Source organism: Hymenobacter humi (assembly GCF_042665855.1).
Taxonomy (GTDB): Bacteria; Bacteroidota; Bacteroidia; order Cytophagales; family Hymenobacteraceae; genus Hymenobacter; species Hymenobacter humi.
In genome coordinates this window covers 4,044,982-4,059,293 of the sequence record NZ_JBHTEK010000001.1, presented here as the reverse complement: position 1 = coordinate 4,059,293, position 14,312 = coordinate 4,044,982, and the positions used below count along the sequence as shown (strand labels likewise).

The following is a 14,312-nucleotide window of genomic DNA, read 5'->3' as shown; positions in this document are numbered from 1 at the left end:
AAATCGGTTCATTAGCAACGATACCTAAAGGAATCTCACGCTACATCGCCTTGTACTCGTTCCAGCTCTTAATCTTCAAATCCTTCATCTCCAGCGTGCAGAAGGCTTGAATAAACGCCTTCGCCAGCCGCGCATTGGTCAGCAGCGGGACCCCGAAGTCTACGGCCGTGCGGCGGATTTTATAGTCGTTATCCAGCTCGCCTTTCGAGAGGTTCTTGGGGATGTTGATGACCAGGTCGATTTTCTTCTCCTTGAGGTAGGTCAGTACGTTGGGCTCCTGGAGTTCATCGGGCCAGTAGAGCAGGTTGCTGGGTACGCCGTTTTCGGCGAAGAAGCGGTGCGTGCCTAGCGTGGCGTAGATGGTATAGCCCTTTTTGACGAGCAGGCTCGGTGGCCGAGAGCAGGGCCACTTTCGACTTAATGGGTCCGCCCGAAATCAGCACCGATTTCTGGGGAATTTTGTAGCCCACGCTCAGCATCGATTTCAGCAATGCTTCCTCGGCGGTGTCGCCCAGGCAGCCTACTTCGCCGGTGCTCACCATGTCGACGCGCATCACTGGGTCGGCGCCGGGCAGGCGGGTGAAGGAGAACTGCGGGGCCTTCACGCCCACGAAGGGCAAGTCATAGACCCGCTCGCTTTCGTCGCGCTCTACTTTCTTGCCCAGCAGCACCTGGGTGGCCTTCTTGATAAGGTTGTTGCCCGATACTTTGGACACGAAGGGGTAGCTGCGCGAGGCGCGCAGGTTGCATTCGATTACCCGGATTTCGCCGTCTTTATCCAGGAACTGGATGTTGAACGGGCCGCTGATGTTGTAGCGCTTGGCAATCTTTTCGGCGATGATTTTCAGCTTGCGGATGGTGCGCACGTACACCTTTTGGGGCGGGTAGTACATGGTGGCATCGCCGGAGTGCACGCCAGCAAACTCCACGTGCTCGGAAATGGCGTAGCTCACGATTTCGCCGTGGTCGGCCACCGCGTCGAGCTCAATTTCCTTGGCGTCCTGGATGAATTCCGACACTACCACCGGGTATTCGGCGCTAACTTCCACGGCGGTTTGCAGGAAGGCGTCCAGCTCGTAGTTGTTGGAAACCACGTTCATCGCGGCGCCCGACAACACGTAGGAAGGGCGAATTAGCACCGGAAAGCCCACTTCCTGCACGAATTCGTGCATGGCTTCCAGCGAGGTCAACTCCTTCCAGCGGGGCTGCGCAATGCCCAACTCGTCCATGATGCTGGAGAACTTGTGGCGGTTCTCGGCCTGGTCGATGCTGGCCGCGGTGGTGCCCAGAATGGGCGCGTGGGCCTCTTCCAGGCGCATGGCCAGGTTGTTCGGAATCTGGCCGCCGGTGGAGAGAATCACGCCGGTGGGCTGCTCAAAGTCCAGAATGTCCATCACCCGCTCGTAGCTCAACTCCTCGAAATAGAGCCGGTCGCTCATGTCGTAGTCGGTGCTGACCGTCTCGGGGTTGTAGTTGATGATGATGGTTTTGTAGCCTTCCTCGGCGGCGGTTTGCACAGCCTGCACGCCGCACCAGTCGAACTCCACGGAGCTGCCGATGCGGTACACGCCCGAGCCCAGCACAACGACAGACTTGTTGGTTTCGGGCTCCAGGTCGTTTTCGGTGCCGTGGTAGGTGCTATAGAGGTAATTGGTTTTAGCCGGGAATTCGGCCGCCAGCGTGTCAATCTGCTTGATGACGGGCAGCACGCCCAGGGCCTTACGGCGGGCGCGCACCAGCAGCTCATCGGCTTTCACGTCGCCTTCGCCCAGCAGCTTTACCGCAATTTGCTGGTCGGAGAAACCAGCTTTCTTGAGGTCGCGCAGCAGCCCAGTTTCTAGCCCATCAAGGCCATTAGCGCGGCCTTCGGCGAGCTTGTTGCTAAGCTGAAAAATGGTGTAGAGGCGCTGCAAAAACCAGTGGTCAATGCGGGTCAAAGCATGCACTTGCTCCAGCGTATAGCCCGCTTCAAAAGCATCATTGATGGCGAAAATGCGCTCCTCGTTGGGCTCATTGAGCAGCTTGTCGATGGTGGCGGCATCGATGTTTTCGGGCTTGTTGGCCACGAAGCCGCGCTTGCCGGTGTCCAGCATCCGCAGGCCTTTCTGGATGGCTTCCTCGAAGGATTTGCCGATGGCCATGACCTCGCCCACGCTCTTCATGGCGCTGCCAATCTGCCGGTTCACGCCTTCGAACTTGCCCAGGTCCCAACGCGGCAGCTTCACTACCACGTAGTCCAGGGCTGGCTCGAAAAAGGCCGAAGTCGTCTGCGTTACGCTGTTTTTCAGCTCCGACAGCGAGTAGCCCAGGCTCAATTTGGCCGCTACAAATGCCAGCGGGTAGCCCGTGGCTTTAGAAGCCAGCGCCGAGGAGCGGGAGAGACGCGCATTCACCTCAATTACGCGGTAGTCTTCCGAAACGGGGTCCAGCGCGTACTGAATGTTGCACTCCCCCACGATGCCGAGGTGGCGAATGGTCTTGATGCCGATGGTGCGCAGCTTATGGTACTCGCGGTTGCTGAGCGTCTGCGACGGGGCTACCACGATGCTCTCGCCAGTGTGAATGCCGATGGGGTCGAAGTTCTCCATGTTGCAGACCGTGATGCAGTTATCGTACTGGTCACGCACTACTTCGTACTCCACTTCCTTCCAGCCCTTCAGCGACTCTTCCACCAGAATCTGGTCGGAAGTCGTGAAGGATTTCTGGGCCAGGGTCCGCAGGCTCGTCCATGTTATTGGCGAAGCCGCTGCCCAGGCCACCCAGCGCAAATGCCGCTCGCACGATGATGGGGAAGCCGATTTTCTCGGCTGCCGCCAGCGCGTCGTCCATCGTCGTTACGGCCACGCTGCGGGCCGAAAGCACGCCAATCTGCTCCAGCTTTTCCTTAAAAATGTCCCGGTCCTCGGTGTCGATAATAGACTGCACGGGCGTACCCAACACCTTCACGTTGTACTTCTCAAATACACCGTCGCGGAACAGGGCCACGGCACAGTTCAGCGCCGTTTGACCGCCGAAGGCAACCAGAATACCGTCGGGCTTTTCCTTTTTGATGACTTCCTCCACGAAGAAGGGCGTCACGGGCAGGAAGTACACGTCGTCGGCAATGTTGTCCGACGTTTGCACAGTGGCAATGTTGGGGTTGATGAGGATGATGCGGATGCCTTCCTCTTTCAGCGCCTTGAGGGCTTGCGAGCCGGAGTAATCGAATTCCCCGGCTTCGCCGATTTTGAGGGCGCCGGAACCGAGGATGAGAACTTTATTGGGTTTGTTCATTCTAAGGGTTGGGTAACAGACCACCAAGATGGTCGTGTTAAAAAGGCAGTCGGGTTAAGTAGCTCGTAATGCTGCGCCCTGCATGACGGGCTTTTTACTTCGGCTGAGCAGCCTTGTATTTCTCTACTGCCGTGAGGAATTCATCAAACAGGTACTCCGTATCCTCGGGGCCGCCGGCGGCTTCGGGGTGGAACTGGGTGGAGAAGAATGGCTTGGTCTTGTGGCGAATGCCTTCGCAGGTGCCGTCGTTCAGGTTCTCGAACAGCATGGTCCACTCGTCGGGCAGCGTAGCGGTGTCCACCGCGAAGCCGTGGTTTTGGCTCGTGATGAAGCTGCGCTTAGTACCCGTGAGCAGGACCGGCTGGTTGTGGCTGCGGTGGCCGTATTTCAGCTTAAAAGTGTCGCCGCCCGCGGCCAGGCTCATGAGTTGGTTGCCCAGGCAAATGCCGAAAATGGGCTTGTCCTGCTGCAGCGCCGTTTGGAGGTGGGCAATGGTTGTCTCGCACATCTTGGGGTCGCCGGGGCCGTTGCTCAGGAAGAGGCCGTCATAATCGATTTGGGTGAAATCGTAGTCCCAGGGCACGCGAATCAGCTCCACGTCGCGCTCCAGGAAGCAGCGGATGATGTTGGTTTTGGTACCGCAGTCCACCAGCACGATTTTGTTCTTGCCGCTGCCGTAGTGCTGCACGCCGGGCTGGCTCACCTGGGCTACCAGATTGTCCTGGTTGGGGTCGTGAAACGGGATGTCCTGCTCGGCCACAATCTTGCCCAGCATGGCGCCCTTTTCGCGCAGCTTCTTGGTGAGCATGCGGGTGTCGACGCCGAAGATGCCGGGGATGTTGTATTCCTTGAGCCAGTCGCCGAGGCTTTTAGCCGCGTTCCAGTGGCTGTGCTCTTCGGAATAGTAGTTCACCACCAAGCCGGCAATGTGAATTTGGTCGGACTCGAAAATCTTCGAAATCGACTCATACAAGTCCTCGCCGGGCACGCCGTAATTGCCCACCATTGGGTAGGTGAGCACCAGAATCTGGCCGGCGAAGGACGGGTCGGTGAGGTTTTCGGGGTAGCCGGTCATGGCCGTGCTGAACACGACTTCGCCCGCGGCAGAAGTGAATGCGCCGAAAGATTCTCCTTGGATTTCGGTGCCGTCTTCCAGCACCAGTTTTACTTGCTTCATTCTCGTAATTGCTGTTGGGATGTAGAGACGCGACGCTTTGCGTCTCAATCATTGCTGACGTTGGCTAACCCGCGCTTTTCTTGCCGTGGGAGGATCAACGACAAGGCACGAACCGAAGATCGGCGTAGCCAAAGGTCGCGTTTCTACACCGTTTTTACTTCTACTTCTTTGCCCACCAGCGCGTACAGCGCCTGTAGAAATCGGTCGACTTCGGCCTTGGTGATATTGAGCGGCGGTAGCAAACGGAGTACCGTTGGGTCGGAAGCGTTACCCACAAAAATATGGTAATCCGCCAGCAGCTTGTCGCGTACGTCTTTGATGGGGAAATCGTATTTGATGCCTACCATGAGGCCGCGGCCGCGGATTTCCTCGGCGCCGGCGTTGGCTTCCAGCTCCGTGCGCAGGTACTGGCCTAGCTCTGTGGCGTGGGCTAGCAGGTTTTCCTGCTCAATGACTTCCAGCACGGCCAGCGCGGCGGCGCAGGCGAGGTGGTTACCACCAAACGTGGTGCCCAACAGGCCGTAGGAGGCTTTCAGCTCCGGCGCAATCAGGATGCCGCCGATGGGAAAGCCATTGCCCATGCCTTTGGCCACCGAAATCACATCGGGCCGAATGCCGGCGTGCTGGTGAGCGAAGAACTTGCCGCTGCGGCCGTAGCCGCACTGCACTTCATCGGCAATGAGCAGAGCACCGTACTGCTTGCATAGCGCGGCCAGCCCAACGAGGAAGTCATCGGAAGGCATGATGATGCCGCCCACTCCCTGAATCGGCTCAATAATCACGGCGCACACGTCACCGCCTTGCAGGAGCTGCTCCACTGCGGCCAGGTCGTATTCCACGAAGGAAATGGCGTGGCCGGCGTTGAAGGGAGCCACAATTTTCGGGTTGTCCGTAGCCGCCACCGCACCCGATGTACGGCCGTGGAAAGCGCCTTTGAAAGCAATAACGCGGCTTTTTCCGGTGTGGAACGACGCCAGTTTTAGTGCATTCTCATTCGCCTCGGCGCCGGAGTTGCATAGGAACAGCGAGTAGTCCTCGTAGCCAGACACCTGGCCCAATTTGTGCGCCAGGCTCCTGCTGAATCGGAATCTGCACCGAGTTGGAATAGAAGCCGATGTTCTGCGCCTGCTTGGTGAGGCGCTGCACGTAGTGCGGGTGGCTGTGGCCGATGGAAATAACGGCGTGGCCGCCGTAGAAATCCAGGTATTCCTGGCCCTTGTCGTCCCAGAGTTTGGCGCCCAGAGCCTTTACCGGAGTGATGTTGACGAGCGGATAAACGTTGAAAAGCTCCATTTTTATAAGCTATTAGCTATTAGCTGATGGCTGTTAGCTCTCTTAATGAAAATTTTAAAAAGGCCTGGAAAGAATCTGACAGCTAATGGCTAGAAGCTAACAGCTTTCAAACTCAAACCCGTGGTTTCCGGCAGGCCAAAAAGCAGGTTCATGTTCTGGACGGCCTGCCCCGAAGCTCCCTTCACCAAGTTATCAATAACTGAGGTGATGAGCAATTGCTTGCCGAGCTTCTGCACGTGCAACAGGCATTTGTTGGTGTTGACGACCTGCTTGAGGTGAATTTCCTTGTCCGAAACCGTGGTGAACGGCGCCTCGGAGTAGAAATTCCTGTACAGCTCGCGCGCTTCGTCCTGGCTCAAGTCCGACGGCGTGTAGACGCTGGCGAAAATGCCCCGCGAGAAATTGCCGCGGTATGGGATGAAGTTAATGTCCAAGTTGAGCTGCGGCTGCAGCTGCGCCAGGCTCTCGCCAATCTCGCCCAAGTGCTGGTGCGTGAAGGGCTTGTAGATGGACACGTTATTGGTGCGCCATGAGAAGTGCACCGTCTCCGACAAGCTCTGGCCTGCGCCCGTGGAGCCCGTAATGGCCGACACGTGCACGTCATCCGTGAGCCGGCCAGCCTGTGCCAGCGGCAGCAAGGCCAGCTGAATGGCAGTGGCAAAGCAGCCGGGATTGGCAATGCTCTGGGCCTGCTGGATGCGGCTCTTGTTCAGTTCCGGCAAGCCGTACACAAATTCGCGGCCGTTGAATTCCTGGTCAGCGGCCAAGCGGAAGTCATTGCTCAGGTCGATGACGTGTGTGGTTTCGGGCAAGCTGTTCTTCGCCAGCCACGCCTTGGAATTGCCGTGGCCTAAGCACAGAAACACCACGTCTTCGTCGCCGGCCAGGCTCCGAGGCAAACACCAGGCTCGGTGTCGCCCAGCAGGTCGTCGTGCACCTGGTGAATAGGGTTGCCAGCGTTGGAAGAGCTGACGATGCCGCCCAGCTCCACGAACTCGTGGTGGAGCAGAATGCGCAGGAGCTCGCCGGCCGTGTAGCCAGCGCCGCCCACAATGCCGGCCTTAATTTTCATCGTTGAGGCTGGCGCTAATCTTCAGGCTGGTTGCCGAAAATCTTGATGAAGCCGCGGGCGTCACGGGCGTCCCAGGCGTTGTTTTCTTCGCCGTAGGTGGCCACTTTCGACTGCATCATGTCGTACTTCGACTCGATGCCGAGCAGGTCGAATTGGTAGGGCTTGAGCTGCACGAACACCTTGCCCGACACGTGGTTCTGCGACGACGTGAGGAAGGCTTCCATGTCGCGCATCACCGGGTCGAGGTACTGCGCCTCGTGCAGCAGCGTGCCGTACCAGTTGGCGATGTAGTCCTTGTGCAGCAGCGCCAGCGGGTGCTGGTGTGCTTTTCCAGCAAGTGGTGCGCCTTGATGAGGATAAGCGGCGCGGGCGCCTCAAAGCCCACGCGGCCTTTGATGCCCAGAATGGTGTCGCCCACGTGCGTGTCGCGGCCGATGGCGAAGGCCGAGCCCAACTCATTCAGCTTCTGAATCAGCTCAACGGGGGCGAGGGTTTCGCCATTCAGCGCCACGGGCTCGCCTTTTTCGAAGGTGATTTCCACGCGCTCCGTATCCTGCCGCTGCAATTGCGACGGGTAGGCGCTTTCTGGCAGCGCTTCGTGCGAAGTCAGCGTCTCGACGCCGCCCACGCTGGTGCCCCAGATGCCTTTGTTAATGGAGTAGCGGGCCTTTTCCCAGCTCATTTCGAAGCCCTGTTTTTGCAGGTATTCAATCTCGGCCTGGCGCGAGAGTTTCAGGTCGCGGATGGGCGTGAGAATCTCCGTTTTGGGCGCAATCACCGAAAAAGCCACGTCGAAACGCACCTGGTCGTTGCCGGCGCCGGTGCTGCCGTGCACGATGTAGTCGGCCTCGTTGGCCCGCGCGTATTCGGCGATGGCCAAGGACTGGAACATTCGCTCGGCGCTCACCGACAGCGGGTAGGTGTCGTTCTTAAGCACGTTGCCAAACAGCAGGTAGCGCAGGCAGTCGTGGTAAAACCGGTCGGTCACGTCAATGACTTCGTGCTTCACGGAGCCCAACTCGTAGGCGCGCTTTTCAATGCTGGCCAATTCCTCGGCCGAAAAGCCGCCGGAGTTGACGATGACGGTATGGACTTCCAGGTTCAGCTCGCGCGACAAGTACACGGCGCAAAACGACGTGTCGAGGCCGCCGCTGTAGGCTAGTATGGCTTTTTCTTCATAATGCAGAATCGGTTTCAGGGTCAGTAGCAGAGTCGTGGGCAACGGGCAGGGCAGGAGTGGAGACGGCAGCAAAATCCGGCACTTGCACCTGCACGAGCTTGTCGGCGGCGTCGAAGAGCATGCCGGTGCAGAGGCACATTTTGCGCTCGTTCTCCATTAGGATGCCGTAGTTTTTGCAGCTTTTGCAGCCTTTCCAGAAGTCTTCGCTGGACGTGAGCTCCGAGAACGTAACCGGCTCATAGCCCAGGTCGGTGTTGATTTTCATCACGGCCAGGCTGGTCGTGATGCCGAAAATCTTGGCCTGCGGGTACTTGGTGCGCGATAGGTCGAATACCGCCTGCTTGATGGCACGACCCACGCCGCCCTTGCGAATTTCGGCATTGACTATCAGGCCCGAATTGACGACAAAGGTCTTGTCGTCAAACGTTTCGATGTAGCAAAAGCCGGCCAGGCTCGCCGTCGATGAAGGCGATGATGCTGTCGCCGCTGGCCATTTTTTGGGCCACGTAGGCCGGCTCGCGCTTGGCGATGCCGGTGCCGCGCGTTTTGGCCGACTCAACGTACCATTGGCATAATAAGTCAGCGTACTGAGCGTCCGCTTCCGTTGCAACCCGAATTGTCATTGATTATTAAAAACTTAGGGATAGATACGCGGCTCTCCGGACACACGCTTCCGGCGTGTGATTCCTGCTAAAGCCCAAACCTGTCTGTAAGTTGAGCGGATACTAGCCCGGCTCAAAAGGGCTGGCCAAGGGGCCAACATGCGGCTGTCGAAGCCGCTAGGGTCGTCGCACCAGTGCGCAAGCGGTTTCGCATACGCCGGCTACTCCTGGCCAGGCGGCGAGGGCAAGCATGCTAGACGTATAAACCGAAGGGGACATGGCGGTGAAAACTGGTTCGGTCGCTTAAACGAGCAACTATACCAAGTGGTTCAATTCTGGCGCAAAGGTAAAAGCCCCTACTTTTGCCTGCAACAAAACCCAACGTTATTTTGAAATATCGGCTGCCAACCAGGTAGCTGCGTAAATATTTAAGTAATAATGAAATCCCACTCAAGATATTTAAAATAGGCGGTGGTATTATCGACCACGAGCCCGATTTGCTGGAATTTCTGCGGCTGTTTTCGGAAGTCAGCGGGCCCAAAATTCTCGTGCACGGCGGCGGCAAAGGCGCCAGCGAAATGACGACCAATCTGGGCATCGCCCCGCAAATGGTGAACGGCCGCCGCATCACCGATGCCGCCACGCTGGACATCGTGACCATGTTCTATGCCGGCAAAACCAATAAGCAAGTAGTCGCCGGTTTGCAAAAGCTAGGCGTCAACGCCCTGGGCCTCAGCGGGGCCGATGGCAACGTGATTCATGCCGTGAAGCGCTCGGTGCGGGAGATAGACTATGGCTTTGTGGGCGACCTGGACGAGACCAGCATCAATGTCCGCCTGATTCACCAGTTTCTGGAGCTTGGGCTGACGCCCGTATTCTGCCCCATAAACCACGACGGCCACGGCCAATTGCTCAATACTAACGCCGACACCATTGCTGCTTCCCTCGCCAAAGCGCTGAGCCAGCAATACGCGGTGGAGCTGCATTTCTGCTTTGAAAAAACGGAGTGTTGACGGACGTCAACGATAATCAATCGGTTATTCCTAAAATTACGCCGGTCAATTACTCAGAATTAAAAGAGCAGGGAATAATTGCAGCCGGGATGTTGCCGAAATTAGAAAATGCTTTCGATGCGTTGAATTACGGCGTTGAGAAAGTGATAATTGAGCACGCGCTGCACATCAATGGCACGCTAAAAACGGAGCTATGCCTGAATTAATTAATCAGCTTAGTGACGATGCGGTCGCCTTACTAATTCAGCTAATTCAAACGCCTTCTTTTTCCCGCGAAGAAGAGCAGACAGCCACGCTCATTCAGGAGTTTCTGGCTGCGCACGACGTAACACCACAGCGGCAAAAGAATAACGTATGGGCCGTTTCGCCGCATTTTGATGCGGCGAAGCCCACCATATTGCTCAATTCGCACCACGATACTGTGAAGCCCGGCGCGGGTTGGAATTATTCGCCCTTTGGCCCGGTGTTGGAAGGTGATAAATTAATTGGGTTGGGTAGCAACGATGCCGGTGCTTCGGCCGTGAGCTTATTGGCCACGTTTCTGTATTTCCAGAACAAGCCCAATGCATTTAATCTGATTTGTGCCATTACAGCCGAAGAAGAGATTTCGGGCGCCAACGGAATTAGAAGTGTGCTGCCGGAATTAGGCCCAATTACATTTGGAATAGTGGGCGAACCCACCGGCATGAATCTGGCCATTGCTGAAAAAGGGCTAATTGTGCTGGATGCTACGGCCCACGGTAAAACCGGGCACGCCGCCCGCGAGGAAGGCGAGAATGCCCTTTACAAAGCCTTAGATGATATTCAATGGCTGCGTCAGTACCAGTTTCCGCGAGTGTCGTCGCTGCTGGGCCCGGTGAAAACAACGGTCACTCAAATATCAGGCGGCCAGCAGCACAACGTAGTGCCGGACCGCTGCCAATTTGTGGTGGACGTGCGCACCAATGAACTATATCAGAACCAGGAAATTGTCGACATCATCCGGACGCATGTGCAGTCGGAAATCGTGCCCCGCTCCACTCATCTTAATTCCTCTAGCATCCCCGAAAACCACCTACTGGTACGCAGGGGAGTGGCCATGGGCAAGCAGATTTACGGCTCACCGACGCTTTCAGACCAGTCGATGATGCCGTTTGAAACGTTGAAAATTGGGCCGGGTGAAAGTGCCCGTTCTCACACGCCGGATGAGTACATTTTGGTGAGTGAAATTCGAGCCGGTATTCGGGATTACATTGCCCTGTTGTCAGACTTTAAATTGTAATTGAGTATTAATTAAACAAGCATTGCGTCTGTCATGCTGAGCCTGCGAAGCATCCTATCACGTTCGGACGACACGTTCAAAAGTGAGAAGATGCTTCCTTCGTCAGCATGACAGACGATTAATTTTTGTAAAAAGTCTGCTATGAAGATTTGGGAAAAAGGATTCTCCGTCAACGAAACCATCGAAAAATTTACGGTGGGCCAGGACCGGGAATTGGATATGCACCTCGCGTATTTCGATATGCTGGCTTCCAAAGCCCAGGCCAATATGCTGGCCAAAGTGGGCCTGATTTCCGAAACGGAGCGAAAGCAAGTGATAACCGGTTTGGATGAATTGCTGGCCCAAGTGGAAGCCGGCACGTTTGAAATTGAGCCGGAATTTGAGGACGTGCACTCCAAAATCGAGCACTACCTGACGGAGAAATTCGGCGATGCCGGCAAGAAGATTCACACCGCCCGTTCGCGCAATGACCAGGTGCTGACGGCTATCCAACTGTTCATAAAGGACTATACTGAGCGGATTTCGACCAAAATGCTGGCCCTGGCCGAGGTGCTGCTGCACAAGGCCGAGGTGCACCAGGCTGATTTATTGCCGGGATACACGCACTTTCAAGCGGCCATGCCCAGCAGCTTTGGCCTGTGGTTTTCGGCTTATGCCGAGCACGTGCTGCTGGACTTGAGCTTGTTTGAAGCCGCGCACCGGGTAGCCGACCAAAACCCGCTAGGCTCGGGTGCGGGCTTCGGCAGCAGTTTCCCTATTGACCGCGAAATGACGACGCGGGAGATGGGTTTCGGCAGCGTGGCGGTGAGTGCCGTGGGCGCCCAAATGCTGCGCGGCAAAACCGAGAAAACCGTGGCCTTTGCCATTGCGGGCGCCGCTGGCACCCTGGGCAAGCTGGCCTACGACCTGGTGCTATACAACAGCCAGGACCTGGGCTTCGTGACCTTGCCCAAGGAGTTTACCACGGGCTCGAGCATCATGCCGCACAAGAAAAACCCCGACGTGTTTGAGTTGGTGCGGGCCCACGCCAACCGCCTGCAGGCGCTGCCCAACGACATTATTCTGGCCACCAGCAACCTGCCCAGCGGCTATCACCGGGACTTTCAACTGCTCAAGGAGCCTGCTGTTTGGGCCGATGATGGAGTTTGCTAATCTGCTCGATATCCTGCTGTTTGCCTTGCCCGAAATTCAGATTAAAGCCGGCGTAATTGAGCAGGCCAAGTACGACCCCATTTTCTCGGTCGAAAACATCAACCAACTCATTATCGCCGGCGTGCCGTTTCGCGATGCCTACCAGCAAGTGGGCCGGGCAGTGGAAGACGGAAGCTACGTGCCGCACCGCGAGTTTCATACCACGCACCTCGGTAGCATTCACAACCTGGGGCTGGCCGAAATTTCGGGCAAAATTAAGGCCTTCAAAGCTCGCAGCCCGTTGTTTGAGAAGGGTGAGGCATAAAGCAAATCGGGGGCCCGCCTACGTAGTTGGTGCTGCGTAGCCGGACCCCCGATGTTGATTAACCTTATTGAAGAATTGCCTACAGCCGTTTGCTGAGCTGGAGGCCACCGTAGGCATGACCATTGGTGTTGAATCCCTGAATGGGGGCCACCGACATGCCGTTGCTGGAAACGGTGCGGTGCAGCAATGGCACGGCTACGCCTATGGTGGCGCCCACTGCATAGCCCAGTAGGTTATCGGACAGGAAATGCTTGCCTGCCTCCAGGCGGCAGTAACCCACCGCGGCGGGCACCAGGGCAGCGGCGGCCCACACGTAGGGCTGCGCGGGCGAGTCGGGGTGAAAGTCGTGGAAAACCTGGGCGGCGAAGAACGTGGCCGCGGCCGAGTACGCCGTGTGCCCGGCAAAGAAGGAGTTGGTAGCGTTTTGGCGGGTGCGCTCGGTTATCGACGCCTTGGACGAGTAGGTGAGGGGACGCTGGCGATACACGTTGCCGGCGGCCATGGTGAACACAGCGCCGGTAGCTACCAGCGTTTGCAGGTACAGGCCCCCAATCTGGCCGGCGCGCGAGCGAATGCTGGGGTCAACTGCGAGCACGGCAGGAGCTCCGAGCATGGAGCCAATCAGCAGGTAGTCGCTCACGGTGCGGTAGCCTTCGTTGTAATAGCCAGCCGAGAAACGGTCGAAAACGGGCACATCGGCTTTATCAATGGCATACGCTGCTTCGGGAAGCAGGCCGGTTTTGGCCCGAATCAGGAGCAGGCCGGCGGTGTTGATGCCGGCCAGGCCCAGCGTCACGGGGCCATCGACGGCAAAGCGGGTGTGGTAAGGCGAAGCTGTGGGCTGGGCGAATACCGGAAATGAGGCCAAAAAGGCCACCAGGAAGCAGGGGAGGCGGAATAATTTTTTCATCTCAGCCTTCAACGGTCCTGCTTAAGTAAGGTTAGCCATCGCAGCTATGCGAGTATTACCACGGCTTCATAGCCCTGGTGCTGTGCCATTTCAAGCTTCGCCCGCGGCTTAGCGGCAGCACCCCGCAATAACTTATCGCCAAATCAAGAGGCTGAAAAACGACCGTGGCCCAACGCGCCGTTGCGAGTATGACTCGTCGCTCAACTGCAGCCCTCTGCCCAACGTAGCCTTTTAGCAAAGCCATGATGGGCTTTTTCCTGTTACCTTTTCACCTATGCCCGATTCTGCTGTTCCGTTCCGCCGGCCCGACCTACTGCGCCTCGACTACGATACCTACCGCGCGCTGCCAGCCGTTGCCAACTCCGACCTCTCGCGCCTGCGCGACGCCCTGGATGGCCGGCCCCCGCGCCCCCAAACCAGCTCCAACGAGGGCGCCCTCAGCTTCGGCACTGCTTTCCATACCGCCCTTCTTGAGCCGGCCGACTACGTAGCCGGCCAGCCCGGCCTGAACGATACCCTGGTATGGTGGCTGGTCGACGGCGTGAAGCTCAATGCGCAGCTGGCGGAGCTGCTCTCGCTGGGCACTCCGGAAACTAGCGTGCTTTTCACGGAACCCGTAACGGACACGCTCTGCAAGCTGCGCGCCGACCTCGTGGTGGACCACCCCGACCAGCCGTTTACTATCATCGACTTCAAAACGACCATGGCGCGCGATGCTGACCACTTCCTGTGGCAGTGCTCGGCCTACGACTACGACCGCCAGGCCGCCTTCTACACCGATGCCCTGCAGGCCGAGCGGTTCCTGCTGGTGGGCGTGCAAAAAGTGGAGCCCTTCAGCGTGTTTACCATCGAAGTGAGCGAGCAGATGCTGGCCGAAGGCCGTACCAAGTACCAGCGCCTGCTGCGCTTGCTCAAGGCGCCTGCCACGGCGCCGGCTTACCGGGCCGATGCCGTGCAAGCTGCCGTGGACGCACTGGGTCTACATTCTCAGGATTCGGACGCTTAAGCTGCTTGCTTTTCGCTGCAATACTGCCCTTCTCCAACCCGAGGAGGGCTTTTTTGTGGGAGTTGAGTA

Annotated in this window: 15 protein-coding genes and 2 pseudogenes; 6 read left to right on the top strand and 11 right to left on the bottom strand. The window is 57.4% G+C overall.

The annotated features are described in order from the left end of the window. Window positions 1-40 precede the first annotated feature (40 nt). From ACFQT0_RS22870 to ACFQT0_RS22825, 10 genes and pseudogenes are all read right to left on the bottom strand, one after another. On the bottom strand, window positions 41-361 hold the full coding sequence (locus ACFQT0_RS22870) for a hypothetical protein (protein ID WP_380206112.1): 321 nt from the start codon (window positions 359-361) through the stop codon (window positions 41-43). Continuing rightward, the gene (carB, locus tag ACFQT0_RS22865; protein WP_380205361.1) at window positions 285-2,672 is read right to left on the bottom strand and encodes a carbamoyl-phosphate synthase (glutamine-hydrolyzing) large subunit; all 2,388 of its coding nucleotides are present in this window, start codon (window positions 2,670-2,672) and stop codon (window positions 285-287) included. Before carB ends, ACFQT0_RS22870 begins: the two co-directional genes overlap by 77 nt. After that, window positions 2,620-3,273, bottom strand: coding sequence for a carbamoyl phosphate synthase preATP-grasp domain-containing protein (locus ACFQT0_RS22860; RefSeq protein WP_380205360.1), 654 nt, complete (start codon window positions 3,271-3,273; stop codon window positions 2,620-2,622). The genes carB and ACFQT0_RS22860 overlap by 53 nt, the downstream gene beginning before the upstream one ends. Before the next feature lie 94 nt (window positions 3,274-3,367). Then, window positions 3,368-4,450 carry a glutamine-hydrolyzing carbamoyl-phosphate synthase small subunit gene (gene carA / locus ACFQT0_RS22855; protein WP_380205359.1) on the bottom strand — a complete coding sequence of 361 codons (1,083 nt, stop codon included), beginning with the start codon at window positions 4,448-4,450 and terminating at the stop codon, window positions 3,368-3,370. Window positions 4,451-4,593: 143 nt separating this feature from the next. After that, window positions 4,594-5,743 (bottom strand): annotated as a pseudogene (locus ACFQT0_RS22850) (aspartate aminotransferase family protein). A gap of 89 nt (window positions 5,744-5,832) precedes the next feature. Next, window positions 5,833-6,612 carry an N-acetyl-gamma-glutamyl-phosphate reductase gene (gene argC, locus ACFQT0_RS22845; protein ID WP_380205358.1) on the bottom strand — a complete coding sequence of 260 codons (780 nt, stop codon included), beginning with the start codon at window positions 6,610-6,612 and terminating at the stop codon, window positions 5,833-5,835. Then, the gene (locus ACFQT0_RS22840) at window positions 6,594-6,815 is read right to left on the bottom strand and encodes a hypothetical protein (protein ID WP_380205357.1); all 222 of its coding nucleotides are present in this window, start codon (window positions 6,813-6,815) and stop codon (window positions 6,594-6,596) included. The genes argC and ACFQT0_RS22840 overlap by 19 nt, the downstream gene beginning before the upstream one ends. Before the next feature lie 14 nt (window positions 6,816-6,829). After that, window positions 6,830-8,001 (bottom strand): annotated as a pseudogene (gene argG, locus ACFQT0_RS22835) (argininosuccinate synthase). Next, complete coding sequence (locus ACFQT0_RS22830; RefSeq protein ID WP_380205356.1) at window positions 7,991-8,353, bottom strand: hypothetical protein; 363 nt, start codon at window positions 8,351-8,353, stop codon at window positions 7,991-7,993. Before ACFQT0_RS22830 ends, argG begins: the two are co-directional and overlap by 11 nt. Window positions 8,354-8,414: 61 nt before the next feature. Then, window positions 8,415-8,618: a hypothetical protein gene (locus tag ACFQT0_RS22825; protein WP_380205355.1), complete on the bottom strand. Its 204-nt coding sequence runs from the start codon at window positions 8,616-8,618 to the stop codon at window positions 8,415-8,417. Window positions 8,619-9,094: 476 nt separating this feature from the next. On the opposite strand from ACFQT0_RS22825, the gene ACFQT0_RS22820 reads away from it, so the two are divergent. From ACFQT0_RS22820 to ACFQT0_RS22800, 5 genes are all read left to right on the top strand, one after another. Continuing rightward, window positions 9,095-9,610: an acetylglutamate kinase gene (locus ACFQT0_RS22820; RefSeq protein WP_380205354.1), complete on the top strand. Its 516-nt coding sequence runs from the start codon at window positions 9,095-9,097 to the stop codon at window positions 9,608-9,610. Further along, window positions 9,604-9,816: a hypothetical protein gene (locus ACFQT0_RS22815; protein WP_380205353.1), complete on the top strand. Its 213-nt coding sequence runs from the start codon at window positions 9,604-9,606 to the stop codon at window positions 9,814-9,816. The genes ACFQT0_RS22820 and ACFQT0_RS22815 overlap by 7 nt, the downstream gene beginning before the upstream one ends. After that, window positions 9,804-10,871, top strand: a complete 1,068-nt coding sequence (locus tag ACFQT0_RS22810; RefSeq protein WP_380205352.1) for a M20 family metallo-hydrolase — start codon at window positions 9,804-9,806, stop codon at window positions 10,869-10,871. Before ACFQT0_RS22815 ends, ACFQT0_RS22810 begins: the two co-directional genes overlap by 13 nt. Window positions 10,872-11,012: 141 nt before the next feature. Further along, complete coding sequence (argH, locus tag ACFQT0_RS22805) at window positions 11,013-12,023, top strand: argininosuccinate lyase (protein ID WP_380205351.1); 1,011 nt, start codon at window positions 11,013-11,015, stop codon at window positions 12,021-12,023. Continuing rightward, entirely contained in the window at window positions 12,007-12,327 is a 321-nt protein-coding gene (locus tag ACFQT0_RS22800; protein WP_380205350.1) for a hypothetical protein, read from the top strand. The genes argH and ACFQT0_RS22800 overlap by 17 nt, the downstream gene beginning before the upstream one ends. A gap of 79 nt (window positions 12,328-12,406) precedes the next feature. Here ACFQT0_RS22800 and ACFQT0_RS22795 read toward each other — a convergent pair whose 3' ends face one another. Beyond that, entirely contained in the window at window positions 12,407-13,204 is a 798-nt protein-coding gene (locus tag ACFQT0_RS22795; RefSeq protein WP_380205349.1) for a phosphatase PAP2 family protein, read from the bottom strand. Between the two features lie 307 nt (window positions 13,205-13,511). Here ACFQT0_RS22795 and ACFQT0_RS22790 point away from each other — a divergent pair, with 307 nt between their 5' ends. Beyond that, window positions 13,512-14,243, top strand: coding sequence for a PD-(D/E)XK nuclease-like domain-containing protein (locus tag ACFQT0_RS22790; protein WP_380205348.1), 732 nt, complete (start codon window positions 13,512-13,514; stop codon window positions 14,241-14,243). The last annotated feature ends 69 nt before the right edge of the window (window positions 14,244-14,312 follow it).